This window comes from Sphingomonas sp. Leaf198, from assembly GCF_001424005.1.
Classification (GTDB): domain Bacteria; phylum Pseudomonadota; class Alphaproteobacteria; order Sphingomonadales; family Sphingomonadaceae; genus Sphingomonas.
In genome coordinates this window covers 177,358-201,934 of record NZ_LMPX01000001.1, presented here as the reverse complement: position 1 = coordinate 201,934, position 24,577 = coordinate 177,358, and the positions used below count along the sequence as shown (strand labels likewise).

At 66.9% G+C, this 24,577-nt stretch carries 19 protein-coding genes; 12 read left to right on the top strand and 7 right to left on the bottom strand.

Annotated features, from left to right (window positions below):
* Positions 1-4: 4 nt before the first annotated feature.
* The 6 genes from ASG20_RS00935 to ASG20_RS00910 all read left to right on the top strand — a co-directional run bounded on the left by ASG20_RS00935 (position 5) and on the right by ASG20_RS00910 (position 7,874).
* The gene (locus ASG20_RS00935; protein WP_082470674.1) at positions 5-568 is read left to right on the top strand and encodes a 2Fe-2S iron-sulfur cluster-binding protein; all 564 of its coding nucleotides are present in this window, start codon (positions 5-7) and stop codon (positions 566-568) included.
* A complete protein-coding gene (locus tag ASG20_RS00930; RefSeq protein ID WP_056047407.1) occupies positions 565-1,545 on the top strand; it encodes an FAD binding domain-containing protein in 981 nt (326 codons plus the stop codon). Before ASG20_RS00935 ends, ASG20_RS00930 begins: the two co-directional genes overlap by 4 nt.
* A gap of 2 nt (positions 1,546-1,547) precedes the next feature.
* Positions 1,548-3,779 carry a xanthine dehydrogenase family protein molybdopterin-binding subunit gene (locus ASG20_RS00925; RefSeq protein WP_056047404.1) on the top strand — a complete coding sequence of 744 codons (2,232 nt, stop codon included), beginning with the start codon at positions 1,548-1,550 and terminating at the stop codon, positions 3,777-3,779.
* A gap of 218 nt (positions 3,780-3,997) precedes the next feature.
* Positions 3,998-6,202 (top strand): xanthine dehydrogenase family protein molybdopterin-binding subunit, encoded by a 2,205-nt coding sequence (locus ASG20_RS00920; protein ID WP_056047401.1) that lies wholly within the window; start codon positions 3,998-4,000, stop codon positions 6,200-6,202.
* Between the two features lie 144 nt (positions 6,203-6,346).
* Entirely contained in the window at positions 6,347-7,270 is a 924-nt protein-coding gene (locus ASG20_RS00915; RefSeq protein WP_056047398.1) for an XdhC family protein, read from the top strand.
* Positions 7,257-7,874: a nucleotidyltransferase family protein gene (locus tag ASG20_RS00910; protein ID WP_056047395.1), complete on the top strand. Its 618-nt coding sequence runs from the start codon at positions 7,257-7,259 to the stop codon at positions 7,872-7,874. The genes ASG20_RS00915 and ASG20_RS00910 overlap by 14 nt, the downstream gene beginning before the upstream one ends.
* On the opposite strand, the gene ASG20_RS00905 is transcribed toward ASG20_RS00910, so the two are convergent.
* The 5 genes from ASG20_RS00905 to ASG20_RS00885 form a co-directional block, all read right to left on the bottom strand.
* Entirely contained in the window at positions 7,849-9,057 is a 1,209-nt protein-coding gene (locus ASG20_RS00905) for an ABC transporter permease (RefSeq protein WP_056047392.1), read from the bottom strand. The two genes, ASG20_RS00910 and ASG20_RS00905, sit on opposite strands and share 26 nt — an antisense overlap.
* 3 nt (positions 9,058-9,060) lie before the next feature.
* Positions 9,061-9,423 (bottom strand): endonuclease domain-containing protein, encoded by a 363-nt coding sequence (locus ASG20_RS18845; protein WP_082470793.1) that lies wholly within the window; start codon positions 9,421-9,423, stop codon positions 9,061-9,063.
* Positions 9,424-9,503: 80 nt separating this feature from the next.
* The gene (locus ASG20_RS00895) at positions 9,504-10,160 is read right to left on the bottom strand and encodes an ABC transporter ATP-binding protein (RefSeq protein ID WP_082470792.1); all 657 of its coding nucleotides are present in this window, start codon (positions 10,158-10,160) and stop codon (positions 9,504-9,506) included.
* A gap of 58 nt (positions 10,161-10,218) precedes the next feature.
* A complete protein-coding gene (locus tag ASG20_RS00890) occupies positions 10,219-11,601 on the bottom strand; it encodes an efflux RND transporter periplasmic adaptor subunit (protein ID WP_056047385.1) in 1,383 nt (460 codons plus the stop codon).
* Positions 11,601-13,082, bottom strand: coding sequence for an efflux transporter outer membrane subunit (locus tag ASG20_RS00885; RefSeq protein WP_056047383.1), 1,482 nt, complete (start codon positions 13,080-13,082; stop codon positions 11,601-11,603). Before ASG20_RS00885 ends, ASG20_RS00890 begins: the two co-directional genes overlap by 1 nt.
* Positions 13,083-13,769: 687 nt before the next feature.
* Here ASG20_RS00885 and otsB point away from each other — a divergent pair.
* Genes otsB through ASG20_RS00870 form a run of 3 tightly spaced genes read left to right on the top strand, consistent with a single transcriptional unit; the run spans position 13,770 to position 17,727 of the window.
* The gene (gene otsB / locus ASG20_RS00880) at positions 13,770-14,549 is read left to right on the top strand and encodes a trehalose-phosphatase (protein WP_056047381.1); all 780 of its coding nucleotides are present in this window, start codon (positions 13,770-13,772) and stop codon (positions 14,547-14,549) included.
* Positions 14,546-16,342, top strand: a complete 1,797-nt coding sequence (locus tag ASG20_RS00875) for a glycoside hydrolase family 15 protein (protein ID WP_056047379.1) — start codon at positions 14,546-14,548, stop codon at positions 16,340-16,342. Before otsB ends, ASG20_RS00875 begins: the two co-directional genes overlap by 4 nt.
* A complete protein-coding gene (locus ASG20_RS00870) occupies positions 16,339-17,727 on the top strand; it encodes an alpha,alpha-trehalose-phosphate synthase (UDP-forming) (RefSeq protein WP_056047374.1) in 1,389 nt (462 codons plus the stop codon). Before ASG20_RS00875 ends, ASG20_RS00870 begins: the two co-directional genes overlap by 4 nt.
* A gap of 334 nt (positions 17,728-18,061) precedes the next feature.
* On the opposite strand, the gene ASG20_RS00865 is transcribed toward ASG20_RS00870, so the two are convergent.
* Positions 18,062-19,150, bottom strand: a complete 1,089-nt coding sequence (locus ASG20_RS00865) for a mechanosensitive ion channel family protein (RefSeq protein WP_056047370.1) — start codon at positions 19,148-19,150, stop codon at positions 18,062-18,064.
* 106 nt (positions 19,151-19,256) lie between these two features.
* Between ASG20_RS00865 and ASG20_RS00860 the strand changes: the two genes are divergently transcribed.
* The 3 genes from ASG20_RS00860 to ASG20_RS00850 all read left to right on the top strand — a co-directional run bounded on the left by ASG20_RS00860 (position 19,257) and on the right by ASG20_RS00850 (position 22,431).
* Positions 19,257-20,009, top strand: coding sequence for a phosphocholine cytidylyltransferase family protein (locus ASG20_RS00860; protein ID WP_056050222.1), 753 nt, complete (start codon positions 19,257-19,259; stop codon positions 20,007-20,009).
* Complete coding sequence (locus ASG20_RS00855; RefSeq protein WP_056047367.1) at positions 20,006-21,121, top strand: hypothetical protein; 1,116 nt, start codon at positions 20,006-20,008, stop codon at positions 21,119-21,121. The genes ASG20_RS00860 and ASG20_RS00855 overlap by 4 nt, the downstream gene beginning before the upstream one ends.
* Before the next feature lie 185 nt (positions 21,122-21,306).
* Positions 21,307-22,431: a CDP-alcohol phosphatidyltransferase family protein gene (locus tag ASG20_RS00850; protein ID WP_056047366.1), complete on the top strand. Its 1,125-nt coding sequence runs from the start codon at positions 21,307-21,309 to the stop codon at positions 22,429-22,431.
* A gap of 180 nt (positions 22,432-22,611) precedes the next feature.
* Here the strand turns inward: ASG20_RS00850 and asnB are convergent, their stop codons facing one another.
* On the bottom strand, positions 22,612-24,561 hold the full coding sequence (gene asnB / locus ASG20_RS00845) for an asparagine synthase (glutamine-hydrolyzing) (protein ID WP_231420370.1): 1,950 nt from the start codon (positions 24,559-24,561) through the stop codon (positions 22,612-22,614).
* Positions 24,562-24,577 lie beyond the last annotated feature (16 nt).

Genomic DNA, 24,577 nt, shown 5'->3' with positions numbered 1-24,577 from the left:
CGCCATGCATTTCACGATCAATGGTCAATCATATGACGCCGAGCCCGATATTCGCACGTCGGTGCTCGACCTGTGCCGCGAGCATCTCGGGCTGACGGGCTCGAAAAAGGGCTGCGATCATGGCCAGTGCGGCGCGTGCACGGTGCTGATCAACGGGCGTCGCGTCAATTCCTGCCTGACGCTCGCGGTGATGCACCAGGACGACGAGATCACGACGATCGAGGGCATCGGTCAGCCGGGCAACCTGCACGTCTTGCAGGACGCGTTCGTGCGGCATGACGGGTATCAGTGCGGATATTGCACGCCGGGGCAGATCTGTTCGGCGGTCGGCATGCTCGACGAGGTCAAGAAGGGCTGGGCCAGCCATGCGTCGGGCGACCTGACCGATCCGAAGTTCGACGATGCCGAGATTTCCGAGCGGATGAGCGGCAATCTGTGCCGCTGTGCCGCGTACCCGAACATCGTCGATGCGATCCGCGAAGTCGGTGGTGCCGAGCCCGCAGGCCGGACCGCAGACGAGAAGGACGCCGCGATGGAAGCCAACGCGCGCGGGGAGCTGGTGGCATGAAGACCTTCACGTACGACAAGCCCGCTACGCCCGAGGCTGCGGTCAAGGACATCGATACGGTTGGCGCCAAGTTCATCGCGGGCGGCACCAATTTGCTCGACCTGATGAAGTTGCAGGTCGAGACGCCGGACAAGCTGGTCGACATCTCGCGGCTCGATCTCGCGAAGATCGAGGAGCGCGAGGATGGCGGGCTGACGATCGGCGCGCTGGTGCCGAACAGCGACCTCGCCGCCGACCGCCGCGTCGTCGCCAAGTACGAGGTGCTGAGCCGCGCGTTGCTCGCTGGCGCGTCGGGGCAGTTGCGCAACAAGGCGTCGACCGGGGGCAATTTGCTCCAGCGGACCCGGTGCTATTATTTCTACGACACCGCAGCGGCGTGCAACAAGCGCGAGCCGGGCAGCGGCTGTTCGGCGATCGGCGGCTTCAACCGCATCTTGGCCGTGCTGGGGACGAGCGAGCATTGCATCGCGACGCACCCGAGCGACATGGCGGTGGCGATGCGTGCGCTCGACGCGACGATCGTGACGCTGAAGGCGGACGGCGATCGTCGGCGGATTTCGATCCACGACTTCTATCGCCTGCCGGGCGATACGCCGCAGATCGAGAACGCGCTCGAAGCGGGTGAGCTGATCACGCACATCGAGCTGCCGGCGCCAGTCAAGGGCAAGCAGGAATATCGCAAGGTGCGCGATCGTGCGTCGTATGCCTTCGCGCTCGTCTCGGTGGCGGCGATCGTCGACGTGCAGGACGGCGTGATCGCGTCCGCATCGCTCGCGTTCGGCGGGCTCGGGCCGATGCCGTGGCGCAACCCGGCGGTCGAGGCGGCGCTGGTCGGCAAGGCGCCGTCGGATGCCGTGTTCGAGGCTGCGGCGACCGCGCTGCTGGCCGATGCCAAGGGCTATGGCTCGAACGACTTCAAGATCCCCCTCGCCCGTCGCACGCTGATCGCGACGCTGCGCAACGTCACGGGAGCATAAGCATGTTTGGTCTTGGCACTACGAATAGCCTGACGATGGACAAGCCGCATCCGGACAGTCTTCTGGATACGGGCGTCCAAGGCGTCATCGGCAAGCCGCTCGACCGGATCGACGGTCCGCTGAAGGTTACCGGCACGGCGACCTATGCCGCGGAATACCAGTTCGCCAACATGGCGTACGGCGTGCTGGTCGGCACGAAGATCTCGGCGGGCAAGGTCGTTTCGATCGACGTCGATGCGGTCAAGGCGATCCCCGGCGTGATCGACGTCGTCACCGACTTCGACCAGTTCATCCGCGTTTCGGCGCAGGGCGGCGCGACCGATGCGCCGACGCAGGGCGTGAAGGACATTGCGTTCTTTGGCCAGATCGTCGCGATCGTGCTCGCCGAGAGCTTCGAGGTCGCACGCGATGCGGCGGCGCGCCTGCCGATCGAATATGACGAGGCCGAGGGTCAGTATGATTTCGCCGCGCACCGCGACGAGACGCGGACCCCGCCGGACGACGCGACGCCGGCGCATTTCAAGCAGGGCGACGTCGACAAGGCGATGGCCGAGGCGGCGGTGACGATCGATTCGACCTATGTCACGCCGAGCCAGAACTCGGCGGCAATGGAGCCGCATGCCTCGACCGCGGTGTGGGAAGAGGACGGCTCGCTGTCGCTGTACGGCGCCTACCAGATGCCGACCTCGGATGCGCAGCAGCTCGCGAAGTCGCTGGGGCTATCCGAGAAGAAGGTGCGGATCATCGCGCGCTATATCGGCGGCGGGTTCGGGTCGAAGCTCGGTATCGCGCCCGAGAGCGTCGCGGCGGCGATCGCGGCGAAGCAGCTTGGCCGTCCGGTCAAGGCGGTGATGTCGCGGCCGCAGGTGTTCGAGGCGACCGTGCGGCGGTCGAATACCGAGCAGCGCGTGCGGCTAGCGGCGGATGCGGACGGCAAGCTGTCAGCGATCGGTCACGAGACGCTGACCTCGAACCAGCCGACCGAGGATTATTTCGAGCCCGCGGGGATCGGGACGCATCTGCTGTACGGCGGTGAGAACCGGCTGATCACGCATGAGGTGGTCGATGTGAACTTCGTGCTGTCGGGCTCGATGCGTGCGCCGGGCGAGGCGGTCGGGATGCTTGCGCTCGAAGGCGCGATGGACGAGCTGGCCGAGAAGCTCGAGATGGATCCGATCGAGCTGCGCAAGCGCAACGATCCGAAGATCGACCCCGAGAAGGACGTGCCCTATTCGTCGCGCAACCTGACGCGTGCGCTCGACGAGGGTGCGAAGAAGTTCGGCTGGGACAAGCGGCAGAAAGCCGGCACGCGGCGCGAGGGCGAGTGGCTGATCGGCATGGGCGTCGCCTCGGCGGTGCGCGGCAACATGATGATGGAATCGTCCGCCAAGGTCGAGATCCATCCGGACGGCTCGGCGACGGTGTCGTCGGCGATGACCGATATCGGCACGGGCAGCTACACGATCCTGGCGCAGATCGCGTCGGAGATCCTGGGGATCCCGGTCGAGAACATCACGATGTCGCTGGGCGATACCAACGATCCTCCAGCGGCGGGTTCGGGTGGGTCCTGGGGTGCGGCGTCTTCGGGTACTGCCGTGTATCTGGCGTGCGAGATGCTGCGCGGGAAGCTCGCCAAGGCGGCGGGCGTCGACGAGGACGGCCTGACACTCAAGGACGGAAACGCGATCGGCGACAATCGCTCGACGCCGATCGGCGAGCTGGTCGGCAAGGGTCTCGAGGCTACCGGGCACATCAAGCCGGGCAAGCAGGAGAAGGAGACGTCGCAGGCCGGGTTCGGCGCGCATTTCGCGGAGGTCGCGGTCAACGTGATCACCGGCGAGACGCGGGTGCGGCGGATGCTCGGGTCGTTCGCGGCGGGGCGTGTGCTCAACGCGAAGACCGCGCGGTCGCAGTGTTTGGGCGGGATGACGTTCGGGATCGGCACCGCGCTGACCGAGGACCTCGTCCACGACACGCGGACCGGCAAGCTGGTGAACCACGATCTCGGCGAATATCACGTGCCGGCCAATGCGGACGTGCCGCAAATGGACGTCCACTTCGTCGACGAGCGCGACATCCATGCGAATCCCATCCACGCGAAGGGGATCGGCGAGCTGGGGATCTCGGGTGCTGGTGCTGCGGTGGCGAACGCGGTGTATAATGCGACGGGGATTAGGGTGCGCGAGTTCCCGATCACGCTGGACAAGTTGCTGGATCAGTTGCCGGCTGTTTGAGGGCTCGCCTGAAGTAGAGATACCGCTCAAATATTTACTTCCCCGGCGGAGGCCGGGGCCCAATTGGGAAGGCTTTGATAACGGAGGACTGTCCGCCGTTACTCTCGTTTCCCAATTGGGCCCCGGCCTTCGCCGGGGTGGTGTTTTGGGGTTGGGCCGTGACCTCGTCAAACGCCCCTACCCTACCCATATCCTTCCCTCCACCCGAGGACCGCAGAATGAACGAACACGTGATGGATGCGGCGTTTCGGCCGGGCGGGCTCGACCGCGCGAAGCAGGGCGTTCTCGGGCTCGGGCTCGACCGGATCGAGGGACCGGCGAAGGTCACCGGCGTGGCGGATTATGCGTATGAGGGTACGCCCGACGGCATTGCCTATGCCGCGATCGTCGGCACGCCAGTTGGCAGCGGGCGCATCCTCGGCATCGACGTGAGTGCGGCCGAGGCATTGCCCGGCGTCATTGCCGTCATCCATAACGACCCGCGCATGCCCGCCGGCGAGTCCAACTCGCGCGCGATGCCGCTGTTCGATACCGACGTCATTCTCCACCTCGGCCAGCCGGTCGCGATCGTCGTCGCGGAGGACCAGGCGGTCGCGCGCGATGCCGCAGCGCTGGTCGTGGTCCGCACCGAAGCGGGCGAGGATCGGTTCGACGTCGAGGCGCAGCCGGTCGACACCGCGCCGAAAATCGGCTTCCTGCCGCCGATCGACAACGGCGATCTCGACGCGGTGATGGCGGACGCGGCGGTGACGTTCGACCGGACCTACACGACGCCCGTGCACTTCCCCGCCGCGCTGGAGCCGCATGCGACCACCGCGTGGTGGGAGGGCGACAAGCTCACCGTGCGGTCGAGCAACCAGGTGATCGGCGGCGCGCGCAAGACGATCGCCAAGGCGCTGAAGATCGATGCGGACAAGGTGCGCGTGCTAGCCCCGTATGTCGGCGGTGGATTCGGTGGCAAGACCGGTGTCGGTCCCGAGGCGATCCTCGCGGCGATCGCGGCGGAGGTCGTCGGGCGGCCGGTCAAGGTTGCCCTGCCCCGCCGCCAGACCGCGTATATGGTGCATCACCGCTCGCACACGACGCAGCGCATACGGATCGCTGCCGACGAGCACGGCGTGATCCTCGGCATGGGGCATGAGAGCGTCGTCGCGCAGAACGACGATGGCGAATTTCTCGAGCCGGTGCCGTTCGGGACGCTGCCGCTGTACCGGGGCGACGCGCGGCGGTTCAAGACCGACCTCGTGCGTGTCGACCTGCCCGCGAGCGGTGCGGTGCGGGCGCCGGGCGAGGCGGTCGGCACGTTCGGTGTCGAGTGCGCGATGGACGAACTGGCCGAGCAGCTCGGGATCGATCCGATCGAACTGCGGCGGCGCAACGAGCCCGAAACCGATCCGTTGAGCGGCAAGCCGTTCTCCACGCGGCGGATGCTCGATTGCTACACGCAAGGCGCCGAGCGGTTCGGCTGGCCGGCGAAGGTGCCGGCGCCGGGGTCGGTGCGCGAGGGCGAATGGCTGGTCGGGATCGGCATGGCGGCGAGCCTGCGCGGCAACTTCACCGTCGAGGCGCAGGCGCGCGTGCGGCTGGAGGCGGATGGCCGCGCGACGGTCGAGTGCGACATGACGGATATTGGTACCGGGACGTACACCATTCTCGCACAGACCGCGGGCGAGATGCTCGGGCTGCCGGTCACCGAGGTGAACGTGCGGCTCGGCGATACCGATTTCCCGCCGAGCGCGGGGTCGGGCGGGTCGTTCGGCGCTGGCAGCGCGTGTTCGGCGGTGGTGCTGGCGTGCGAGGATATCCTTGGCGAACTGGCATTGCGGATGAACGCCGCGCCCGAGGATCTGAGCCTGCACGACGGTTGCGTCAGCGCCGGCGGACGGTCGGTGAAGCTGGCCGATCTGGTGCGCGGCGAACCGATCGTGGCGATGGGCAAGACCGGGCCGGGGGCCGAGAGCAAGCGCACCAGCCAGGCGAGTCACGGCGCACACTTCGTCGAGGTTGCGGTGAACGCGGTGACGGGCGAGACGCGGGTGCGGCGGATGCTGGGCGTGTTCGATGTCGGGCGGGTGCTCAATCGCAAGACCGCGACCAGCCAGATCACCGGCGGGATGGCGTGGGGGATCGCCTATGCGCTCAGCGAGGAGGGCATCGTCGACACGCGGACGGGGGCGTTCGTGAACCCCGATTTCGGCGAATATCATGTCGCGGTGAATGCCGACATTCCTCAGTTGGAAGTGCATTTCATCGAGGAGATCGACGACTCCGCGAACCCGGTGGGGGCGAAGGGCGTTGGGGAGCTGGGGATTTCCGGCGCGGGGGCTGCGGTGGCGAATGCTATCTACAACGCGACGGGGGTGCGGGTTCGGGACTTTCCGGTGACGCTCGACAAGCTGCTGGCAGGGTTGCCGGCCATCTGATCCTCCCCGGTACGGGGAGGGGGACCGCGCCCCTTGGCGTGGTGGAGGGGGCGACCCCAAGCGTAACGTCTGCGGCTGGCCCCCTCCACCAGCTGCGCTGGTCCCCTTCCCCGCGTGCGGGGAGGATTAGAAAGAGAACGAGACATGGCCGAAAACGATAGCGTGCTCGCTGCTGCGAAGACCTGGAAGGGCGAGAAGATGGCGATCGCCACGGTCGTCTCGACCTGGGGCTCCGCGCCTCGGCCCAAGGGGAGCCATATGCTCGTCCATGCCGATGGACGGTTCGAGGGATCGGTCTCCGGCGGGTGCGTCGAGAGCGATATTCTTGCCACCGCCGCCGAGGTGATCGCCGGTGCGCCGTTCCAGGTGCGCAACTACGGCGTGGCGGATGCGGCGGCGTGGGAAGTCGGGCTGCCGTGCGGCGGCGAGATCGCGGTGATGGTGCAGCCGGTGTCCGCCGAGGGGTTCGATCCCGAACTGTTCGACCGGATCGCCGATGCGCGCGACCACGGCGATGCACTAACGGTGACGACCGATCTCGCGACCGGGCACAGCGATGCGCGGCCGTTGGAGACGGGCGAGGTGTTCGTCAACCGCTACGATCCACCACGTCGCCTGCTGATCGTCGGCGCGGTGCAGATCGCGCAGGCCTTGGCGGGGCTGGCACGCGAACTCGGGATCGAAACGGTGGTGATCGATCCGCGCGCGCGCTTCCTGACCGAGGAGCGGTTTCCGGGCGTGACGCTCGACGATCGCTGGCCGGACGAGGCGATCGCCGCGCTCCGCCCCGGCCCGTCGACCGCGGTCGTGACGCTGAGCCACGACATCAAGATCGACGACCCTGCACTGATCGCCGCGCTCGCGTCCGATGCCGCGTATGTCGGCGCGCTCGGCAGCCGCAAGAGTCATGCGGCGCGGCGCGAGCGGCTTGCCTCGGAGGGCGTTACGGCGGAGAACATCGACCGGATCGATGCGCCGGTCGGGCTCGACATCGGTGCGATCGGCCCCTCGGAGATTGCGCTGTCGGTCGCGGCGGCGATGATAGGAGCGTTCAATGATCGCCGCTGAAAACGTCTTCCTCATCCTCCTCGCGGCCGGGCGCTCGGAGCGGTTCGGCATTCCCAACAAGCTGGAGGTGCCGTTCCTCAACAAGCCGCTCGGGATGCACGTCGTCACCGCGTTCGAGAACATTCCGTTCAAGCGCCGGCTGGTGGTCACCGACGGCTGCAAGCTCGACTTCATCAGCCACCATTTCGAGGTGGTGCATAATGACGATCCGTCGTCGGGCATGTCGCAGTCGGTGAAGCTCGGCGTGCAGTGCGCGAAGGACGAAGGCGCGGAGGCGGTGCTGATCGCGCTCGCCGACATGCCGCGCGTCACCGCGGCGCATATCTACCGGATGCTCGATGCCGCCGACAGCGCCGACGCGGTGGTCGCGTCGAGCGATGGCGAGAAGCCCTCGCCCCCTGCCCTGTTCGGACGCGACCGGTTCGATTTCCTGCTGACGCTGGACGGCGATGCGGGCGCGCGCGATCTGGTGAAGGCGGGGCGGCACGTCGTCACCGCGCCCGCCGAGCTGATCGACATCGATACGCCCGAGGATCTGGACCGGCTGCAGGCGCTGGTCCGCGATCCCAAGGCGGCGATCACTCGTGCCTTAACGCGTCGATAGGGTTCATCGCCGCCGCGCGGCGGGCCGGGAAATAGCCAAAGACGACGCCGATCACCGCGGAGATCGCGAACGCGAAGATGTTGATCTCGGGCACGAACAGCCACTGAACCTTGATCAGCGGCGCGATGATCGCGATCGCCGCCTGCGCGACGATCAGCCCGATGACGCCGCCGAGACACGAGAGTGCGATCGCCTCGACGAGGAACTGCAACAGCACCTCGCGCGCGACCGCGCCGATGGCGAGGCGGATGCCGATCTCGCGCGTGCGCTCGGTAACCGACACCAGCATGATGTTCATGATGCCGATCCCGCCGACCACCAGGCTGATTCCCGCGACCGCGGCGACGATGCCGGTGAGCAGGGTCGTGGTGCCGGTCAGCGTGTCCGAAATCTGCTTGGTGTCGAAGATGTTGAAGTTGTTGTCCTGTCCCGCGGCGAGGTGGCGACGCTCGCGCAGCAGGTCGGTCAGCGACGCCTGGACCTGTTGCGTGTCATAGCCCTGATCGACGCCGACGAGGATCGCGGCGACGTTCTGGTTGCCGGTGAAGCGGCGCTGGACGGTCTTGATCGGCATGACCACGACATCATCCTGGTCGCCGCCGAAGCCCGCCTGCCCGCGCGTGCTGAGCGTGCCGATCACGTCGCACGAGATGTCGTTGAGGCGGATCCGTTGGCCGATCGGATCTGCGCCGCGGAACAGGTTCTGAATGACGGTATTGCCGAGGATGCAGACCGCCTTGCCTGCCGCTTCCTCCTGACTGGTGAACACGCGACCGCCGGCGAGAGGCCAGGGCTGGACCTCGAAATAAGCGCCGGTGGTGCCGTTGATCGTGGTGCTCCAGTTGGCGCCGTTGTAGATCGCGGTGGCGCTGCGCTGTTCGGTCGGCGCGACTGCGGTGACGCCGGCGATCTGCCGCGCGATCGGATCGATGTCGTCCATCTTGAGCGGTGGCGGCGGCGGCCCGCCACCACCGCGGCCGAAGCCCTGGCCGGGACGGATCTGGAGGATGTTGGTACCGAGCGACGAGATCGACTGCTGCACCGCGGCGGTGGTCGCCTTGCCGAGCGTGACCATCGTGACGACCGCACCGACGCCGATGACGATGCCGAGGATGGTCAGGAACGACCGCAGCATGTGCCGGCGGATCGAGCGGAGCGCGAGGACGAGGGTGGTGCCGAACATGATCTAAAGCCCCTCCCCTTCAGGGGAGGGGTTGGGGTGGGGAAGCCGCCAGTTTACGCGCGCCGGTAATGATCGGGCAATCGAAAGAACGTGAAGGAGAACACCTTCTGCATTGCTCATGACGTCGACGTTGGTCAGCCGAACAGTCGTGAATCCCAAGTCCTGCATCAAGGCATCCCTGTTCCGATCTGTCGCCTGGTCGTGGGTATGGCCATCCACTTCGAGGATGAGGCCGATCGCTGGACAGAAGAAGTCGACGATGCGACTGCCGAGCACAGCCTGTCGCCGGAACTTGAAGCCACCCAATTGGCTATTGGATACGCCGCGCCACAAGCGCTTTTCGGGCTCGGTCGGTTCTCGACGCATATGCTTCGCGTGGACGGCCAGCGTCGCTCCCCACCCCAACCCCTCCCCTGAAGGGGAGGGGCTTTTCGGGGTCACGCCACTCACGAGTCCACGCTTTCGCCTTGGTGGTGCTGGCTTTCGATGCGTTCGACCAAGCCGTCCTTGAAGTGGACCACCGTCCTTGCGAACGCGGCCATGTCGGGTTCGTGGGTGACCATCAGGACCGTGATGTTCTTCTCCGCATTCAACCGCGTGAGCAACTGCATGATCTCGATCGAGCGTTCGCTGTCGAGGTTGCCGGTCGGTTCGTCCGCCAGCAGCACGTCGGGGCTGGTCACCAGCGCGCGGGCGATCGCGACTCGTTGCTGCTGGCCGCCGGACAGTTCCGCCGGAGTGTGGTCCCACCAGTCCGCCAGGCCGACGGTGTCAAGGCTCGCCATCGCAGCATCCCGGCGCGCGCGCTTCTCGTCGCCGCGGTAGAGCAAGGGGAGTTCGACATTCTCCAGCGCGGAGGTGCGCGAGAGGAGGTTGAAGCCCTGGAAAACGAAGCCGAGGTGGTTGCGGCGGAGCAGCGCGCGCTGGTCGCGGTCGAGCGTCTCGACATGGTGGCCCTGGAACGTGAACGTCCCCGCGCTCGGCACGTCGAGGCAGCCGAGGATGTTCATCGTCGTCGACTTGCCCGACCCCGACGGCCCCATCACCGCGACGAAATCACCCGCCGCGATGTCGAGGTCGACGCCCTTGAGCGCCTGGAACATCGTCGCGCCGGTGCCGTACGTCTTGGTGACGCCACGCAAGGAGATCAGCGGGGGCGGGTTACTGGCCACCGCCCGCACCCTTGCTGGCGCCGCCCGACCGGCGCGCGGGAGTTTTCGTCGTGTCGGTGCCGGTGGCGAGCTGGCCGATGATGATCTGCGCGCCGGGCTGGAGATTGCCCGACAGCACTTCGGTCATCGTCCCGTTGGTGTCGCCCGTCGTGATCTGCACCGGCTGCGGCGTGCCGTCGGCGCCGTTGACGTAGATCGTCTGCTGCGAGCCGCGATCGAGCTTGGCGGTCCGCGCGTTGCCGCCGGCGCCGCGCCGTGGCCGGAAGGTCAGCGAGCCGGCGATGCCGCCGCCCTGATCCTTCGCGCCATCCGCGCTCGGCTTGAAGCGCAACGCCGCGTTGGGGACGAGCATGACGTTGCGCTTGTCCGAGGTGACGATGTCCGCGGTTGCGGTCATGCCCGGGCGGAGCGTCAGCGACGGGTTCGCGACGGTGAGGTCGGCGGCGTAGGACACGACCTGGCCGGTGGAGGTCGTCGCTGTGGTCGTCGTCGACGAGGTCGCCGAGCTGACCGTCAGGTTCGAGCCGAGATCGACGCGCGTGATCGTCGCGGGGAAGGTCTGGCCGGGGAACGCATCCACCGTGAAGCTGGCCTTCTGGCCGACCTTGACCTCGCCGACGTCGGCTTCGTCGATCGCGACCTCGAGCTTCATCTTGGTGAGGTCTTCGGCGATCACGAACAGCGTCGGGGTGTTGAACGACGAGGCGACGGTCTGGCCGGGATCGATCTGGCGCGCGAGCACGACGCCCGTCACAGGCGAGCGGATGATCGCGCGCGCGCGCTGAGTCTGGTTCTGCGCGAGGAGCGCGCGGCTGGCGACGACGTTGGCTTCGGCGACCTTCTGTGCGGCGACGGCGCGTGCGTAATCGGCGCGGCCGGTCTGGAGCTCGGTCTTCGACGGCACGCGACCACCCGACAGGCGCGAGACCTCTTCGAGACGGTTCAGCTGCGCGCGCGATTCGGCGACGGTCGCCTGCGCCTGCGCGACCTGCGCCTGGTTCGCCGCGAGCTGCGCGCTGGTCTGGCGGATCTGGTCGTCGAGCTGTTCGGGATCGATCAGCGCGAGCGGTTGGCCTGCGGTGACGCGGTCGTTGACGTCGACGACGACCTTGGTGACGAGACCCGACAGCTGCGAGCCGACCGTGACCTGCGTGGTCGGGGCGAGCTTGCCGGTGGCGGACACCGTGACGGTCAAATTGCCGCGCTGCGCCGGTGTGCTCGAATATTGCGTCTGTTCTTTCGCGCCGAAGCACTTCGCGAGCAGCAAGCACAGCACGACTACGCCGACCGCGATCGCGACCCACTTTACATAGCGCCTCCAGGGGGCCTGCGGCTTCACGCCGAGGAAATCGTCGATCGATGCGTCGGCCATCAGCGTGCCTCTGAAGTGTTCTGCGCACGCGGTGGCGCTTCGGGAATGACGGTCGAATCCCAGCCGCCGCCGAGCGCCGCATACAGCGCGATCAGCGCGGTGGCGGCATCGGCGCGCGCCTGCGTCGCGCCGTTGCGGGCGGACAGAAGCGCGGTTTCCTGCTGGTTGAGCGTGGTGAAATCGGTGAGGCCGGTGCGGTACTGGCTGCGGCTGAGGATCGCGGAATTGTTCGATGCGTCGAGCGCGATCGCGAACTGGCGTTCGCGTTCCTGCGCGGCCTGAAGCGCGACGACCGCGTTCTCGACGTCTTCGAGCGACGTCAGCACGGTCGACTTGTAGAGCGCGAACGCACCGTCGGCGGCGGCTTCGCTGGTGCGGACCTGGCTTCGCAACCGCCCGCCGTTGAAGATCGCCTGGGTCAGCCCGGCGAACAGGCTGCCGGTGATCGCATCGCCGATGCTGCCGATCGAGGTCGCGTTGGTGTTGAGGTTGCCGGTGATCGCGAGCGCGGGATAGAGCTGCGCCTTCGCCACGCCGATCCGTGCGGTCGCCGCCGCCAGTGCGCGCTCGGCGGAACGAATGTCGGGGCGCTGGCGCAGCGTGTCGGCGGGGATACCGACGCCGACCGCGGCGGGGCCGGTTGGGATCGCCTTCACGGGCGCCATCATCGTCCGGAGCGCGCCGGGCGCCTGCGCGGTCAGCACGCCGATCCGCGCCACGGCGGCGGCATATTGCTGGTCGAGGCTGGGGATCGTCGCGGCGGTCTGCGCGCGCTGGGCGCGGGCCTGTTCGGCGTCGACGCTGGAGACGAGACCGGCCTGGACGCGGAAGCCGGCGATCTCGAGATTGTCGTCCTGGATCGCGAGCGACGCGCGGGCGTTGGCGAGCTGCTGCTGATACAGGCGAGCGAGCACATAGTTGCGCGCGACCTCGCTTTCGACCGAGATCAACACGGTGGCGTAGTCGTAGCCGGACGCGGCGTAATCCGCGCGGCTCGCCTCGACGGTGCGGCGGATCTCGCCGAACACGCCGACCTGATAGCTGGCGCTGGCGCCGAGCGTGAAGCTGTTGGCGCCACCGCCGCCGGTGTCGACGACGGTGCCGTCGGGCAGCGTGAACGAGCGCCCGCCGCCGCGGACGTTCTCGTTGCGCTGATAGCCGGCCGAGCCGTTGACCGTCGGCAGCAGCGACGCGCGGTTCTGGAGCAGGCTCTCGCGCGCCTGTCTGAGGCGGGCGACGGATTGCGCGAGGTCGAGGTTGGAGGCGGCGGCCTGTTCGACGAGCTGGCCGAGGACGGGGTCGTCGAACTTCTGCCACCAGCGGGTCAGGTCTTCGGGCTTGGTCTCGGGAGTGACCGAATATGCGTCGGGGACGCCCAGCTCTGCCGCGGCCTTGGGGTGGTAGTCCGGGCCGACGGTGCAGCCAGCTAGCAGGACGGCCGCGGAGACGGGTGCGATGAGGAGGGCGCGGACGCGGGACATGGGCGGCAGGCATGACCACGCGGCTGGGGCTAGTCCAGCGGTTTTGTGTCGCGAGGTGTCGCAGGTGGGGTGGATTGGAGGGGGGTGGCTGTCCCGTGATCGGTGCTGATGCGCCGTTACTGCGTGGCACTCTCCCGACATCCCGCCGTTACTGCGTCGCCTTCTCTCGACACCTAAGTGTGCTTTCCGCATCCACCTTCGTCATCCCGCGAAGGCGGGGATCCATTTGCTCGGGCGTCAGCGGGCTTGCGGTGAAGTCTGCCAATATGGGTTCCCGCCTCCGCGGGAATGACGGGAGAAAATCTGGGTCCGCATCCGCCACACACCACCACCCCGGCGAAGGCCGGGGCCCAATTGGGCGGACCGGGCTAATGAATGACTGTGGGCTATTACGACTGCCTTTCCTATTGGGCCCCGGCCTTCGCCGGGGTGGTGGTGGGTGCGGCGATGTGAGTGGTGAAAATGTGCCACGTCTTAGCGTTCATGCCTGCTTCTCCCTTTCTTGTTCCCCCGCGGAGGCGGGGGGCCAGGGTTACGGGCGTTGCGCTGCTGGGTCCTGGGCTCCCGCGTTCGCGGGAGAACAGGAAGGGTGGTCGCGCTTGCCGCCCCCCCACCCCAAGAATCGAACCGCACCCGTTCCAATTTTGCAGTGCAGCGGAACGTTGCGGCAGCGCTATGGGTTCAGGGATGATGCTAGCCGAACGCCAGCCCGCGACTGATGTCCTCGCGCCGCCCCTTGCCGTGCCCGACGCCGTGAGCCTTTTTTTCGATTTCGACGGGACGCTCGTCGACCTAGCCGCCACGCCGGATGCGGTTGTGGTGAGTCAGATGCTACTCGATACGCTCGATACGCTCGCCGAGCGCTTTCCCGGTCGGGTCGCGATCATCAGCGGGCGCTCGATCGCACAACTCGACGCGATGCTCGGGCGCCACGCGCACCTGTTCGCGGTCGCCGGCAGCCACGGGGCCGAGACGCGTACGCCCGACGACGGTCATGTCGCCGCCGAGCGCCCCGCCTCGCTCGAAGCCGCCGCCGATGCGTTTCGCGACTTCGCCGATGCCAACGGGCTCGTCTACGAAGCCAAGAGCCTCGGCGCCGGGCTGCATTATCGTATGGCGCCGGACTTCGAACCCGCCGCGGTCCGCCTCGCCGAGAACCTCGCCGTCACCCACGGCCTCACGCTCCAGCGCGGCAAGATGATGGTCGAACTGCGCACCCCCGGCGACAAGGGCGCCGCCCTCCGCGACCTGATCGCCGCGCCTGCGATGACGGGCAGCGTGCCGTATTTCTTCGGCGACGACGTCACCGACGAGGACGGGTTCGAGGCGGCGCGCGACCTTGGCGGAGCGGGCGTGCTGATCGGCGATGAACGGCCTACCGCCGCCACCTACCGCCTGAACGACGTTGCCGCACTTCGCGACTGGATTGCTGCCATATTGGAAACACCCACGTTGGAAACACGATGACCGCACCTACCCAAAAAGCCGACATGAACCTGTGGCCGATCGGCAATTGCCAGGTCTCCGCGCTGATCGACAAGACCGGCACGTTCGTCTGGGGCTGCGTGCCCCGCGTCGACGGCGACCCGGCGTTCTGCGCGCTGCTCGGTGGCGATGCGCCCAAGACCGGGTTCTGGGCGATCGAACTCGAGGGCGGCGCGAAGACCACGCAAGCCTATATCCGTAACACGCCTATCCTGGTCACGCGGCACGAGGACGAGGCCGGCAACGCGGTCGAGGTGATCGATTTCTGCCCGCGCTTCGTGCGCGAGGGGCGGACCTATCGCCCGACCAGCTTCGTCAGGATCGTCAAGCCGGTCGCGGGCTCGCCGCGCATTCGTATCCGGATGCGGGTCGCGACGAATTGGGGGAAGCCGACCGAGCATACGCAGGGCTCGAACCACATCCGTTTCCTGATGGACGACCAGACGCTGCGGCTGACCACCGATGCGCCGGTCGGGCATATCGTCGGCGAGAACTGGTTCCGGCTCGAACGCCAGATGCACCTGTTCCTCGGCCCCGACGAGAGCTTCGCGGGCGTGCTGCACGAGGCGGCCGAGGCGATGCTGTCGCGGACCAAGGACGAGTGGCGCCACTGGGTGCGCGGGCTCGCGACGCCGGTCGAGTGGCAGGATGTCGTCATCCGCGCCGCGATCACGCTGAAGCTGTGCCAGCACGAGGAGACCGGCGCGATCGTCGCCGCGCTCACCACCTCGATCCCCGAGCATGAGGGATCGGAGCGCAACTGGGACTATCGCTACTGCTGGATCCGCGATGCCTATTATACCGTGCAGGCGCTGAACCGGCTGGGTGCGCTCGACGTACTCGAAGGGTATCTCGAATACCTGCGCAACATCGTCGACGCGTCGAAGGGCGGCCATGTCCAGCCGCTCTACGGCGTCGGCGGCGAGGCGACGCTGATCGAGCGGATCGAGAGCGACCTGCCCGGCTATCGCGGCATGGGCCCGGTGCGCGTCGGCAACCAGGCGTACGAGCAGATCCAGCACGACGCGTACGGCCAGATCATCCTGTCCGACGTCCAGGCGTTCTTCGACAAGCGGCTGTTCCGGATGTCGAGCGAGGAAGACTTCAAGAGCCTCGAACTGGTCGGCGACCGCGCGTGGGAGACGTACGACAAACCCGACGCGGGGCTGTGGGAGCTGCGCACCAAGGCACATGTCCACACCTATTCGGCGGCGATGTGCTGGGCGGCGTGCGACCGGCTGGCGAACGCGGCGGAGGTTCTCGGGCTCGAGGATCGCCGGACGTTCTGGGAAGAGCGTGCGAACACGATCCGTAATACGATCGAGCAATCGGCATGGCGCGAGGATACGCAGCGTATCTCCGCGACGTTCGGTGGCGACGATCTCGATGCGAGCCTGATCCAGCTGCTCGACCTGCGCTTCTTCGCGCCCGACGATCCGCGCTTCCAGTCGACGCTGAAGGCGGTCGAGGAGGGTCTGCGGCGCGGGAGCCACATGCTGCGTTACGCGACCGAGGACGATTTCGGCCTGCCGCACACCGCGTTCAACGTCTGCACCTTCTGGCTGATCGAGGCGCTGCACGCGACCGGCCGGACCGCGGACGCGCGCGCGCTGTTCTGCGAGATGGTCGCGCGTCGCACCCCGGCCGGGCTTCTGTCGGAGGATATCGACCCGAATACCGGCGAGCTGTGGGGCAATTATCCGCAAACCTATTCGCTGGTGGGGCTGATCAACTGCGCGGTCCTGCTCAGCAAGCCGTGGAGTGCCGTCCGATGAGCCGCCTCGTCGTCATCTCGAACCGCGTCCAGTCGGTCGATGCGCCTTCGGGCAACCAGGGCGGCCTCGCGGTCGCGCTACTCGCTGCCCTGCGCGAAAAGGGCGGCGTGTGGTTCGGCTGGTCGGGATCGACCACCGAGACCTTCACCGGGCACATCAATTTCCAGCAGGGCAAGGGCGTCACCACCGCGACGATCGACCTCGAAGAGCAGGATTTCGACGAATATTATAACGGCTATGCGAACCGGACATTGTGGCCGCTGTTCCATTACCGGATCGACCTGACCGAGTTCGAACGCGACTTCTCCAGCGGCTATGCGCGGGTGAACAAGCGGTTCGCCGAGACGGTGCTGCCGTTGATCGAGCCCGAGGATCTGGTGTGGGTCCACGATTACCATCACGTCCCGCTCGGGCAGGAACTGCGCAAGCTCGGTGTGGAGAACAAGATCGGGTTCTTCCTCCACATCCCGTGGCCGCCGATGGCGATGCTGCTGTCGCTGCCGAGCCACCGCGCGCTGGTCGAATCGATGTTCGCGTACGACGTCATCGGCTTCCAGACGCAGGACTGGCTCGACAGCTTCCTGCATTACGTGACGAGCCAGCTCGACGGCGTGGTCGGCGAAGATGGCTGGGTGACGGTCGGTGATCGCACGATCAAGGCGATCACGACCCCGATCGGGATCGAGACCGCGGACTTCGAGAAATCGGCGAACAGCGACGCAGCGCGGCATGCCAAGGAGCGGATGTACATGTCCGCGACCGGGCGGAGCCTGATCGTCGGGGTCGACCGGCTCGATTATTCGAAGGGGCTTGCCGAGCGGTTTGCCGGATACGAGCGGTTCCTCGGCTCGCATCCGGACCGGCGCGGGCTGGTCTACATGCTCCAGATCGCGCCGCCCTCGCGCGAGAAGGTCGACACGTATCAGGAGATTCGCGCGAACCTCGATTCGATGTCGGGCCGGATCAACGGCGAATATTCGGACATCGACTGGACGCCGATCCGCTACGTCAACCAGGGCTTCCCGCGGGATGTCTTGGCGGGGATCTACCGTGCGGCACGCGTCGGGTTGGTGACGCCGTTGCGGGACGGGATGAACCTGGTCGCGAAGGAATATGTCGCGGCGCAGGACCCCGAGGATCCGGGCGTGCTGGTGCTGTCGCATTTCGCAGGCGCGGCGACGCAGCTGAAGGACGCGGTGCTGGTCAATCCGTACAGCCCCGAGGAGATGTCCGACGCGATCGACCGCGCGCTGAAGATGCCGTTGGCCGAGCGGAAGGAACGCTGGGAGAAGCTGATCGACAACGTCCGGAAGGAGGACGTGATGTGGTGGTGCGAGCTGTTCATCACCGCGCTGGAGGCGGTGCCGGAGCACGTCGAGGCATAGGACCGTTCCCACACCCACTCCGTCATCCTGACGAAAGTCAGGACCCAGGGTCACGAGCGCTATCGTTTTTGGCTCTGGATCCTGACTTTCGTCAGGATGACGGGGCGTGTGTGGAAAGGTCGGGCGCCATAAGCAGGCGGTTGCATGGGACAGCTTCGGGCATTCCCTCCCGGATATACACAGCAATGCACCGCCGACGTGAGCCGTTGATTACCGCCCTTGAAGCGATACCGGAGCTCGTCGCGGCATAGATCCCCCTCCAGTCGTCATCCTGACGAAAGTCAGGATCCAGAGTAACAGGCGCACCCTCCGTGGCTCTGGATCCCGACTTTCGTTAGGATGACGGGGAGCGTGTCACCGGGTCCGGCGCCATCAGCAGGCGGTTACGTGGGATAGCCTCGGGCATTTCCTCACGGATATACTTCAGCAACGCCTCGCGCACGTCACACCGCAGATCGAACGCGATCGCCGCGTCCTTCGCCGTCATCAACCCGCGCAACTCGATGCAGTCCGTCTTCACGTCGGTCACCTGGAGGTTGTAGAACCTCTTGTCCCAGCGTGGGTTCGAGGTAACGATCTCGCCCAGTTTCTCGCGCAGACGCGGCACGTCCGCGGACGGATCGAGATACCAGAACACCGACCCCATCAGCTGGCTGGTTTCGCGAGTCCAGTTCTGGAAGCTCTGCTCGAGGAACTTCGACACCGGCACGACGAGGCGGCGTTCGTCCCAGATCTTGATCACCACGAACGTCAGGTTGATCTGCTCGACCCGCCCCCATTCGCCGTCGACGATCAGCACGTCGTCGATCCGGATCGGCTCGGTGAACGCCATCTGCACGCCCGCGATCAGGTTCTTCAGCGCAGGCTGGGCGGCGGCACCGACGACGAGGCCGGCGATACCCGCCGACGCCATCAGCGTGACGCCGATCGAGCGGATGCCGGGGACGCTCAGCAGCATCAGGCAGACGCTGATGAAGACGATGAAGAACGTCCCGATCCGCCCAAGGATCGCCGCCCGCGTGCGTTTCCGCCTGGCGCGGAGATTGTCCTCGACCGAGATGTCGGCGCGGATCTCGATGACGTCCTGGAACGCACGCAACGCCGCGACCGCGAGCCAGCCGAGCAAGGCGGGGACGAGGAAGCCGAGCAACTGCTTCCACAGATCCTCGACATCGTTGTCCATCGGCAGGATCCGCGCGACGAACGCGACCGAGACCGAGACGAACACCGCGCGCAACGGGCGGCGGACGCGGGCGAGGACGAGGCCGTCGGTCTTGGCGGTCGAGCGACGCTGGGCATGGCCGCCGATCCGCATCGTCAGCCAGTGCGCGATCAGCGCGACGAGGACGGCCGCCGCGACGACGGCGACGCTTTCCAGCCAGACCCATTCATGGGGTATGTGAAGCGATCTGAATATGCGCATGTAGGCGCAACGGTGCGTGGCCGCGGATGTTCCGCTGCAGTGCAGCATGGTCTTGCGATACGGGGCAGCTTTTTTCCTGCCACACTTCGTGCGTAAGTCGGCGACCATGAAGGCCATCATCCTTGCTGCCGGCCACGGGTCACGGCTGCTGCCGTTGACGCTGACGACGCCGAAATGCCTCGTGCAGGTCGGTGGCCGCGCGATCCTGGATCACCAGCTCGACGCGGTGGCGGATGCCGGGTTCGAAGGCGCGGTGATCGTCGGCGGCTATCGGATCGATCAGGTCGCGGCGCATCTGGCGGCACGCGTGTCCGACCTGCCGACCGAACTCGTGTTCAATCCGTTCTGGTCCGCCGCCAACAGCATCGGCAGCGTGTGGGCGTCGCGCGCGTATCTAGAGGGACCGTTCGCGTTGATGAACGGCGACACGCTCTTCGACGCGGCCATTTTGCGCGCGGCGCTCGATGATCGAGGCGTCGATCCGGGATCGGGCGTGAAGCTGGTCATCGAGCGGCTGGTGACGCCGGGGCTCGACGACATGCTGGTCGAGGCGGACGGCGACGCCGTCGTCGCGGTCGGCAAGCATCTGGTCGGGCATCAGGCGACCGATCGATCGCTCGGGCTGATCGTGTCGATCGGCGGCGGCGCCTATGCCGAGGCGTTGCGGGCGGTGATCGGCGAGGAGGATGGTATCCACGCCTATCACCACGCCGTCGTCCGCCGGGTCGCGGAGACCGTCGGCGTCCGCGCGGTGCGGATCGCAGGGAATGTCCGCTGGCAGGAGATCGACCGCCCGGAGGACATCGCGCTGTGGCAGCATGACCATGACGCGCCTGTGGGCGGCGCTTCGGGGTCATGACGCGGAAGGTCGCGTTCCTGTTCCTTGGCGAGACGCTGCTGATCCCGCATCTGTATCCGATCGTCGAGGCGCTCGCTGTGAGGTCGGACGTGCCGATCGAACTTTGGGTCAGCACGTCGGTGCACGAGACGCTGCTGACGCGGTGGACGGCGCCCTTCCCCACCGTCCGCATTCGCCGCGCGCCGGGGTTTCGCGTCGTTGCGGACGATGGCAGTGGGCGCAATCCGGTGCTGCCAGCAAAGATGCCGATGCTGCTGCGGCTGCTGCCGTATCTGCGCAGCGCGACCGTCGTAGTGTGTGCCGAGCAGACGAGCTTGTGGCTGCCGCGGCTGTTTCCGATGCGGGCGAAGTTCGTGAAGACTTCGCACGGCGTTGGTTCGATGAGCGCGCGCGACGATCCGCGGCGGCGGGCGGCGGCGCTGACTTTGGTGCCGAGCGAGTTGGAGCGGCGGACCTATCTCGACCGCGGGTTTGCGCCCGAGCGGTTCGTCGCGACGGGCTATGTGAAGGCCGACTTCACGCACCGGACGCACGCTGCGCCGCCGTTCGCGGATACGCGGCCGGTCGTCCTGTATACGCCGCATTGGCAGCAGCATCGCTCGTCGTGGTGGCGGTGGGGGGCGGAGGTGGTGCGGCGGCTGGTCGCGGACGGGCGCTACAATCTGATCCTCGCGCCGCACCAGCGACTGGTCGAGCGCGCGCCCGAGGTGGCCGAGCTGATGCGCGAGATTGATGACTTGCCGCATGTGCACTGCGACATCGACGGGTTCGCGATGGTCGACGGCAGTTATACCGGCGTGGCGGACGTGTATCTGGGCGATACGTCGAGCCAGGTGATCGAATTCCTGATGCACCCGCGGCCTTGCGTGTTTCTCAATGCTGGGGGGGCGGCTTGGGAGCGCGATCCGAATTACGCGATGTGGGCTTGCGGTGAGGTGGTTGAAGACGTGGCGGATGTCGTGGCGGCGGTGGATCGCTCGGCGTTGCGGCATGCGGAGTATGCGGGAGTGCAGGCGGAGTTTGCCGGGCGGTCGCTGGGGGCGGTCGAGGGAGGCGCGGCGAAAGCTGCGGGCGAGATCGTTCGGATGTTGGAGGCCACGCAGGCCCCTTAAATCTCGACCACCCCGGCGGAGGCCGGGGCCCAATTGGGGGACGTTGCCAACGAAGGACCGCGCGAGGTTACTCGGGACGTTCCAATTGGGCCCCGGCCTTCGCCGGGGTGGTGGCTCTGGGGGGAGTGCCCTCCACTTACCACCCCCCTCTCGCTTTCACGACCAGATCGGGTAACGGGTGCGGCATGGTAGATTCGACAGCCCCCACGCCAGCGCTCCGGACCGTCCGGGCGAACGACACGCTGCTCTGGGGCATGACCAATGCCGAGCGGATCCGGCGGATCGGCGTTGCGCAGGGTTTACTCACCGACGGCGACGGCGACACCGGCCCGGTGATCCTCGCCAACCTCGCCTATGCGTTCGATCCGATGTGGATCGCGTACCTGAAGACGCGGCCCGGCACCGTCGTGACCCGCACCGGCGTGCCCGTACTCGCCCATGTCCGGGATGCCGACGAGCGCGCGCGGATGACCGCGGCGATGCTCGGCGAGGCGCCGCTAGTGACCGGGCTGACGGTGATCGCCGCCGAGGCCGAGGAAGGCATCTTCAACGAGGCGCTGCGCAAACGCGAGCGGCCGTTCGCGGAATTGCTGACCCCCGCCGCCGTGCCGGCGATCGAGCGGGCGAGCTATGTCGGTGCGTACAAGGGCGTCACCGACCTGCTGACCAAGTATCTATGGCCGGAATGGGCGCTGGCGATCACGCGGGTCTGCGCGCGCGCCGGGATCACGCCGAACCAGGTGACCGCGCTCGGTTCGGTGCTGTGCATCGTCGCGACCGTGGCGTTCTGGTATGGCTGGTTCTGGACCGGGCTCGCTACGGGTCTGTTCTTCATGGTGCTCGACACCGTCGACGGAAAGCTGGCGCGGTGCACGATCACGTCGTCGAAGCTCGGCAATGCGTGGGACCACGGGGTGGACCTGGTGCATCCGCCATTCTGGTGGTGGGCCTGGGCGGCGGGGTGCGCGCCGTATGGGCGGCCGCTCGAGGACGGCGTGTTCTGGGCGGTGATCGGGACGATGCTGTTCGGCTATGTCGCGCAGCGGCTGATCGAGGGGGCGTTCATCGTCCGGTTCGGGATGCACATCCATGTGTGGGAACGGTTCGACAGCTGGTTCCGGCTGATCACCGCGCGAAGGAACCCGAACATGGTGATTTTGTTCGCGGGGTTGCTGGTGACGCGGCCGGACTGGGGGATCATCGGGGTCGCCGCGTGGACCGCGATCTCGCTGGTGGTGCATCTGGTAAGGCTGGTGCAGGCGATGGTGCGCAAGGCCAAGGGTGAGACGCTGACGAGTTGGCTGGCTTGAGGGCTTCGCGAGGTCGCATACCTGCTAACGCCAACTTCCCTCCCTTCCGTTCGTCCTGAGTAGCCATCGAGTAGCTGCTCTTGCAGCGTATCGAGAGGGCGTATCGAAGGACAGGTTGGCGCGCGGAACCCATGCTTCGATACGCGCCCTCGATACGCTTCTGACGAAGCTACTCGGTCGCTACTCAGCACGAACGGAAAGAGGGGTGGGCCGCCCTATCCACCACAGGCAGTAGATCGCCAGCGCGTACAAAAAGCGGCTGTAATCCCGTTTCCCCGCACGGTGATCGGCGAACACCTTGTCGACCGCGCCGGTGCGCCAGATGCCCTGCTCGCGGACGCCGCTGTCGCGCCATAGCTGCTCCGCATACGCGCCGAAATCGCCGGCGAACCACGCCGCCAGTGGCATCTGGAAGCCCTGTTTCCGCCGGTCGAGGATCCCTTCGGGCAGCCACGGCGCGATTGCCTGACGGATCACGTATTTGCCGATCTTGCCGTGCAGCTTCATGTCGGCGGGCATCGACAGCGCGAGGTCGACCATGCCCTGCCCCAGCATCGGCACGCGCACCTCCAACGAATGCGCCATGCTCGCGCGGTCGACCTTGGTCAGCATCGCGCCCGGCAGGTTGAGCGCTAGGTCGGCGAGACCGAACTGCTCGAGCGTGTCGGTCGAGATCGCGGCGGGATCGGGGAAATATTCCGCGACCAAAGCGGCGATTCCGCCTTTCTCCTCGGCGATGAACTCTGCGGAGAATATCTCGCGGCGGAAGGCTTCGTTGGTGATCTGCGTCTTGGCGAAGAACCGCGCTATGCCGTTCGGGAGCGCGGCGCTGCCGGTGGTTTTCCGCCAGCGTTGCAGCACGGCGTTCGCATGGCGTGAGGGTAAGGTCGGGACCGCATCCAGCGCACGCGCCAAGCGACGCAACGGCGCCGGCAGCGCGCCGATCCGGCGCTCGGTCGCGTGGCGCTTGTAGCCGAAGAACAGCTCGTCGCCGCCATCGCCCGACAGCGCGACCTTGACCTCCTGCGCGGCGATCTGGCTGACGTACCAGGTCGGCACCGCGGAGGGATCGGCGAACGGCTCGTCATAGCAATGCTGGACCTCGGGCAGCATCGCCTGCGCATCCGCCAACTCCAGCGTGCGCGTGACGTGGTGGCAGCCGAGATGCCGCGCGATCGCCTCGGCATGCGGCGATTCGTCGAAGCGCGGGTCGGGGAAGCCGATCGTGAAGGTGCGGACGGGGCGATCCGAGACCCGCGCCATCGCCGCGACTACCGCGGAGGAGTCTACGCCGCCGGACAGGAATGCGCCGACATCGACATCCGCGACCATCTGCTTGCCGATCGTGTCGAGCCACTCGTCGCGGAAGCGCTCGATCCACTCCGCCTCGGACCTGGGTTCGGAGGAATGATAGGCCGGCGTCCAATAGGCGCGCATCGTCGGCGGACCGCTCGCCTCGACGGTCATCACATGGCCCGGTGGCAGCGTGCGGACCTGCGCGTAGATCGAGCGCGGGGTGCGGACGTGCCCGAAGCTGAAATAATCGTGGAGCGCACGGCGATCGACATCGAACGCCATGCCGGGCAGCAGTGTCAGTGTCTTGAGCTCGGAACCGAACGCGAACCCCGCGGCCTGGTCTGTATAATAGAGCGGCTTGATTCCGATCGGATCGCGCGCGAGCGTCAGGCGGCGGGCGTGCGTATCCCACACCGCGACCGCGAACATGCCGTCGAGCCTTGCCCAAACGTCGTCGCCCCAGCGTTCATAGCCCGCGAGGATCACCTCGGTATCGCCCGCGCTCTCGAACACGCGCCCCAGCGTCTGCAACTCGCGCCGCAACTCGCGGAAATTGTAGATCTCGCCGTTGAAGACGAGCGCATAGCGGTGGTCGGGCGAATGGAACGGCTGGTGCCCGCCCTCGATGTCGATGATGCTCAGCCGGCGCATGCCGAAGCCGAAATCGCCGTCGGTCATCACGCCCTGGTCGTCGGGTCCGCGGTGGAGGATCGCGTCGCACTGCGCGGTAATGAGGGGCGCGGTGACGAGGCGGGGCGAGACGGCAGCGCTACCTCGCGCGTAAAGGCCGGCAATTCCGCAGATGACGAACGATCCCTCGCATGACGGCAGCACTGCGCCCGATCGCGCG

Bases quoted from the DNA above. Each gene is read 5' to 3' on its own strand.
- ASG20_RS00935 (WP_082470674.1), top strand. From the start codon at position 5: ATGCATTTCACGATCAATGGTCAATCATATGACGCCGAGCCCGATATT.
- ASG20_RS00930 (WP_056047407.1), top strand. From the start codon at position 565: ATGAAGACCTTCACGTACGACAAGCCCGCTACGCCCGAGGCTGCGGTC.
- ASG20_RS00925 (WP_056047404.1), top strand. From the start codon at position 1,548: ATGTTTGGTCTTGGCACTACGAATAGCCTGACGATGGACAAGCCGCAT.
- ASG20_RS00920 (WP_056047401.1), top strand. From the start codon at position 3,998: ATGAACGAACACGTGATGGATGCGGCGTTTCGGCCGGGCGGGCTCGAC.
- ASG20_RS00915 (WP_056047398.1), top strand. From the start codon at position 6,347: ATGGCCGAAAACGATAGCGTGCTCGCTGCTGCGAAGACCTGGAAGGGC.
- ASG20_RS00910 (WP_056047395.1), top strand. From the start codon at position 7,257: ATGATCGCCGCTGAAAACGTCTTCCTCATCCTCCTCGCGGCCGGGCGC.
- ASG20_RS00905 (WP_056047392.1), bottom strand. From the start codon at position 9,057: ATGTTCGGCACCACCCTCGTCCTCGCGCTCCGCTCGATCCGCCGGCAC.
- ASG20_RS18845 (WP_082470793.1), bottom strand. From the start codon at position 9,423: ATGCGTCGAGAACCGACCGAGCCCGAAAAGCGCTTGTGGCGCGGCGTA.
- ASG20_RS00895 (WP_082470792.1), bottom strand. From the start codon at position 10,160: ATGTTCCAGGCGCTCAAGGGCGTCGACCTCGACATCGCGGCGGGTGAT.
- ASG20_RS00890 (WP_056047385.1), bottom strand. From the start codon at position 11,601: ATGGCCGACGCATCGATCGACGATTTCCTCGGCGTGAAGCCGCAGGCC.
- ASG20_RS00885 (WP_056047383.1), bottom strand. From the start codon at position 13,082: ATGTCCCGCGTCCGCGCCCTCCTCATCGCACCCGTCTCCGCGGCCGTC.
- otsB (WP_056047381.1), top strand. From the start codon at position 13,770: ATGATGCTAGCCGAACGCCAGCCCGCGACTGATGTCCTCGCGCCGCCC.
- ASG20_RS00875 (WP_056047379.1), top strand. From the start codon at position 14,546: ATGACCGCACCTACCCAAAAAGCCGACATGAACCTGTGGCCGATCGGC.
- ASG20_RS00870 (WP_056047374.1), top strand. From the start codon at position 16,339: ATGAGCCGCCTCGTCGTCATCTCGAACCGCGTCCAGTCGGTCGATGCG.
- ASG20_RS00865 (WP_056047370.1), bottom strand. From the start codon at position 19,150: ATGCGCATATTCAGATCGCTTCACATACCCCATGAATGGGTCTGGCTG.
- ASG20_RS00860 (WP_056050222.1), top strand. From the start codon at position 19,257: ATGAAGGCCATCATCCTTGCTGCCGGCCACGGGTCACGGCTGCTGCCG.
- ASG20_RS00855 (WP_056047367.1), top strand. From the start codon at position 20,006: ATGACGCGGAAGGTCGCGTTCCTGTTCCTTGGCGAGACGCTGCTGATC.
- ASG20_RS00850 (WP_056047366.1), top strand. From the start codon at position 21,307: ATGGTAGATTCGACAGCCCCCACGCCAGCGCTCCGGACCGTCCGGGCG.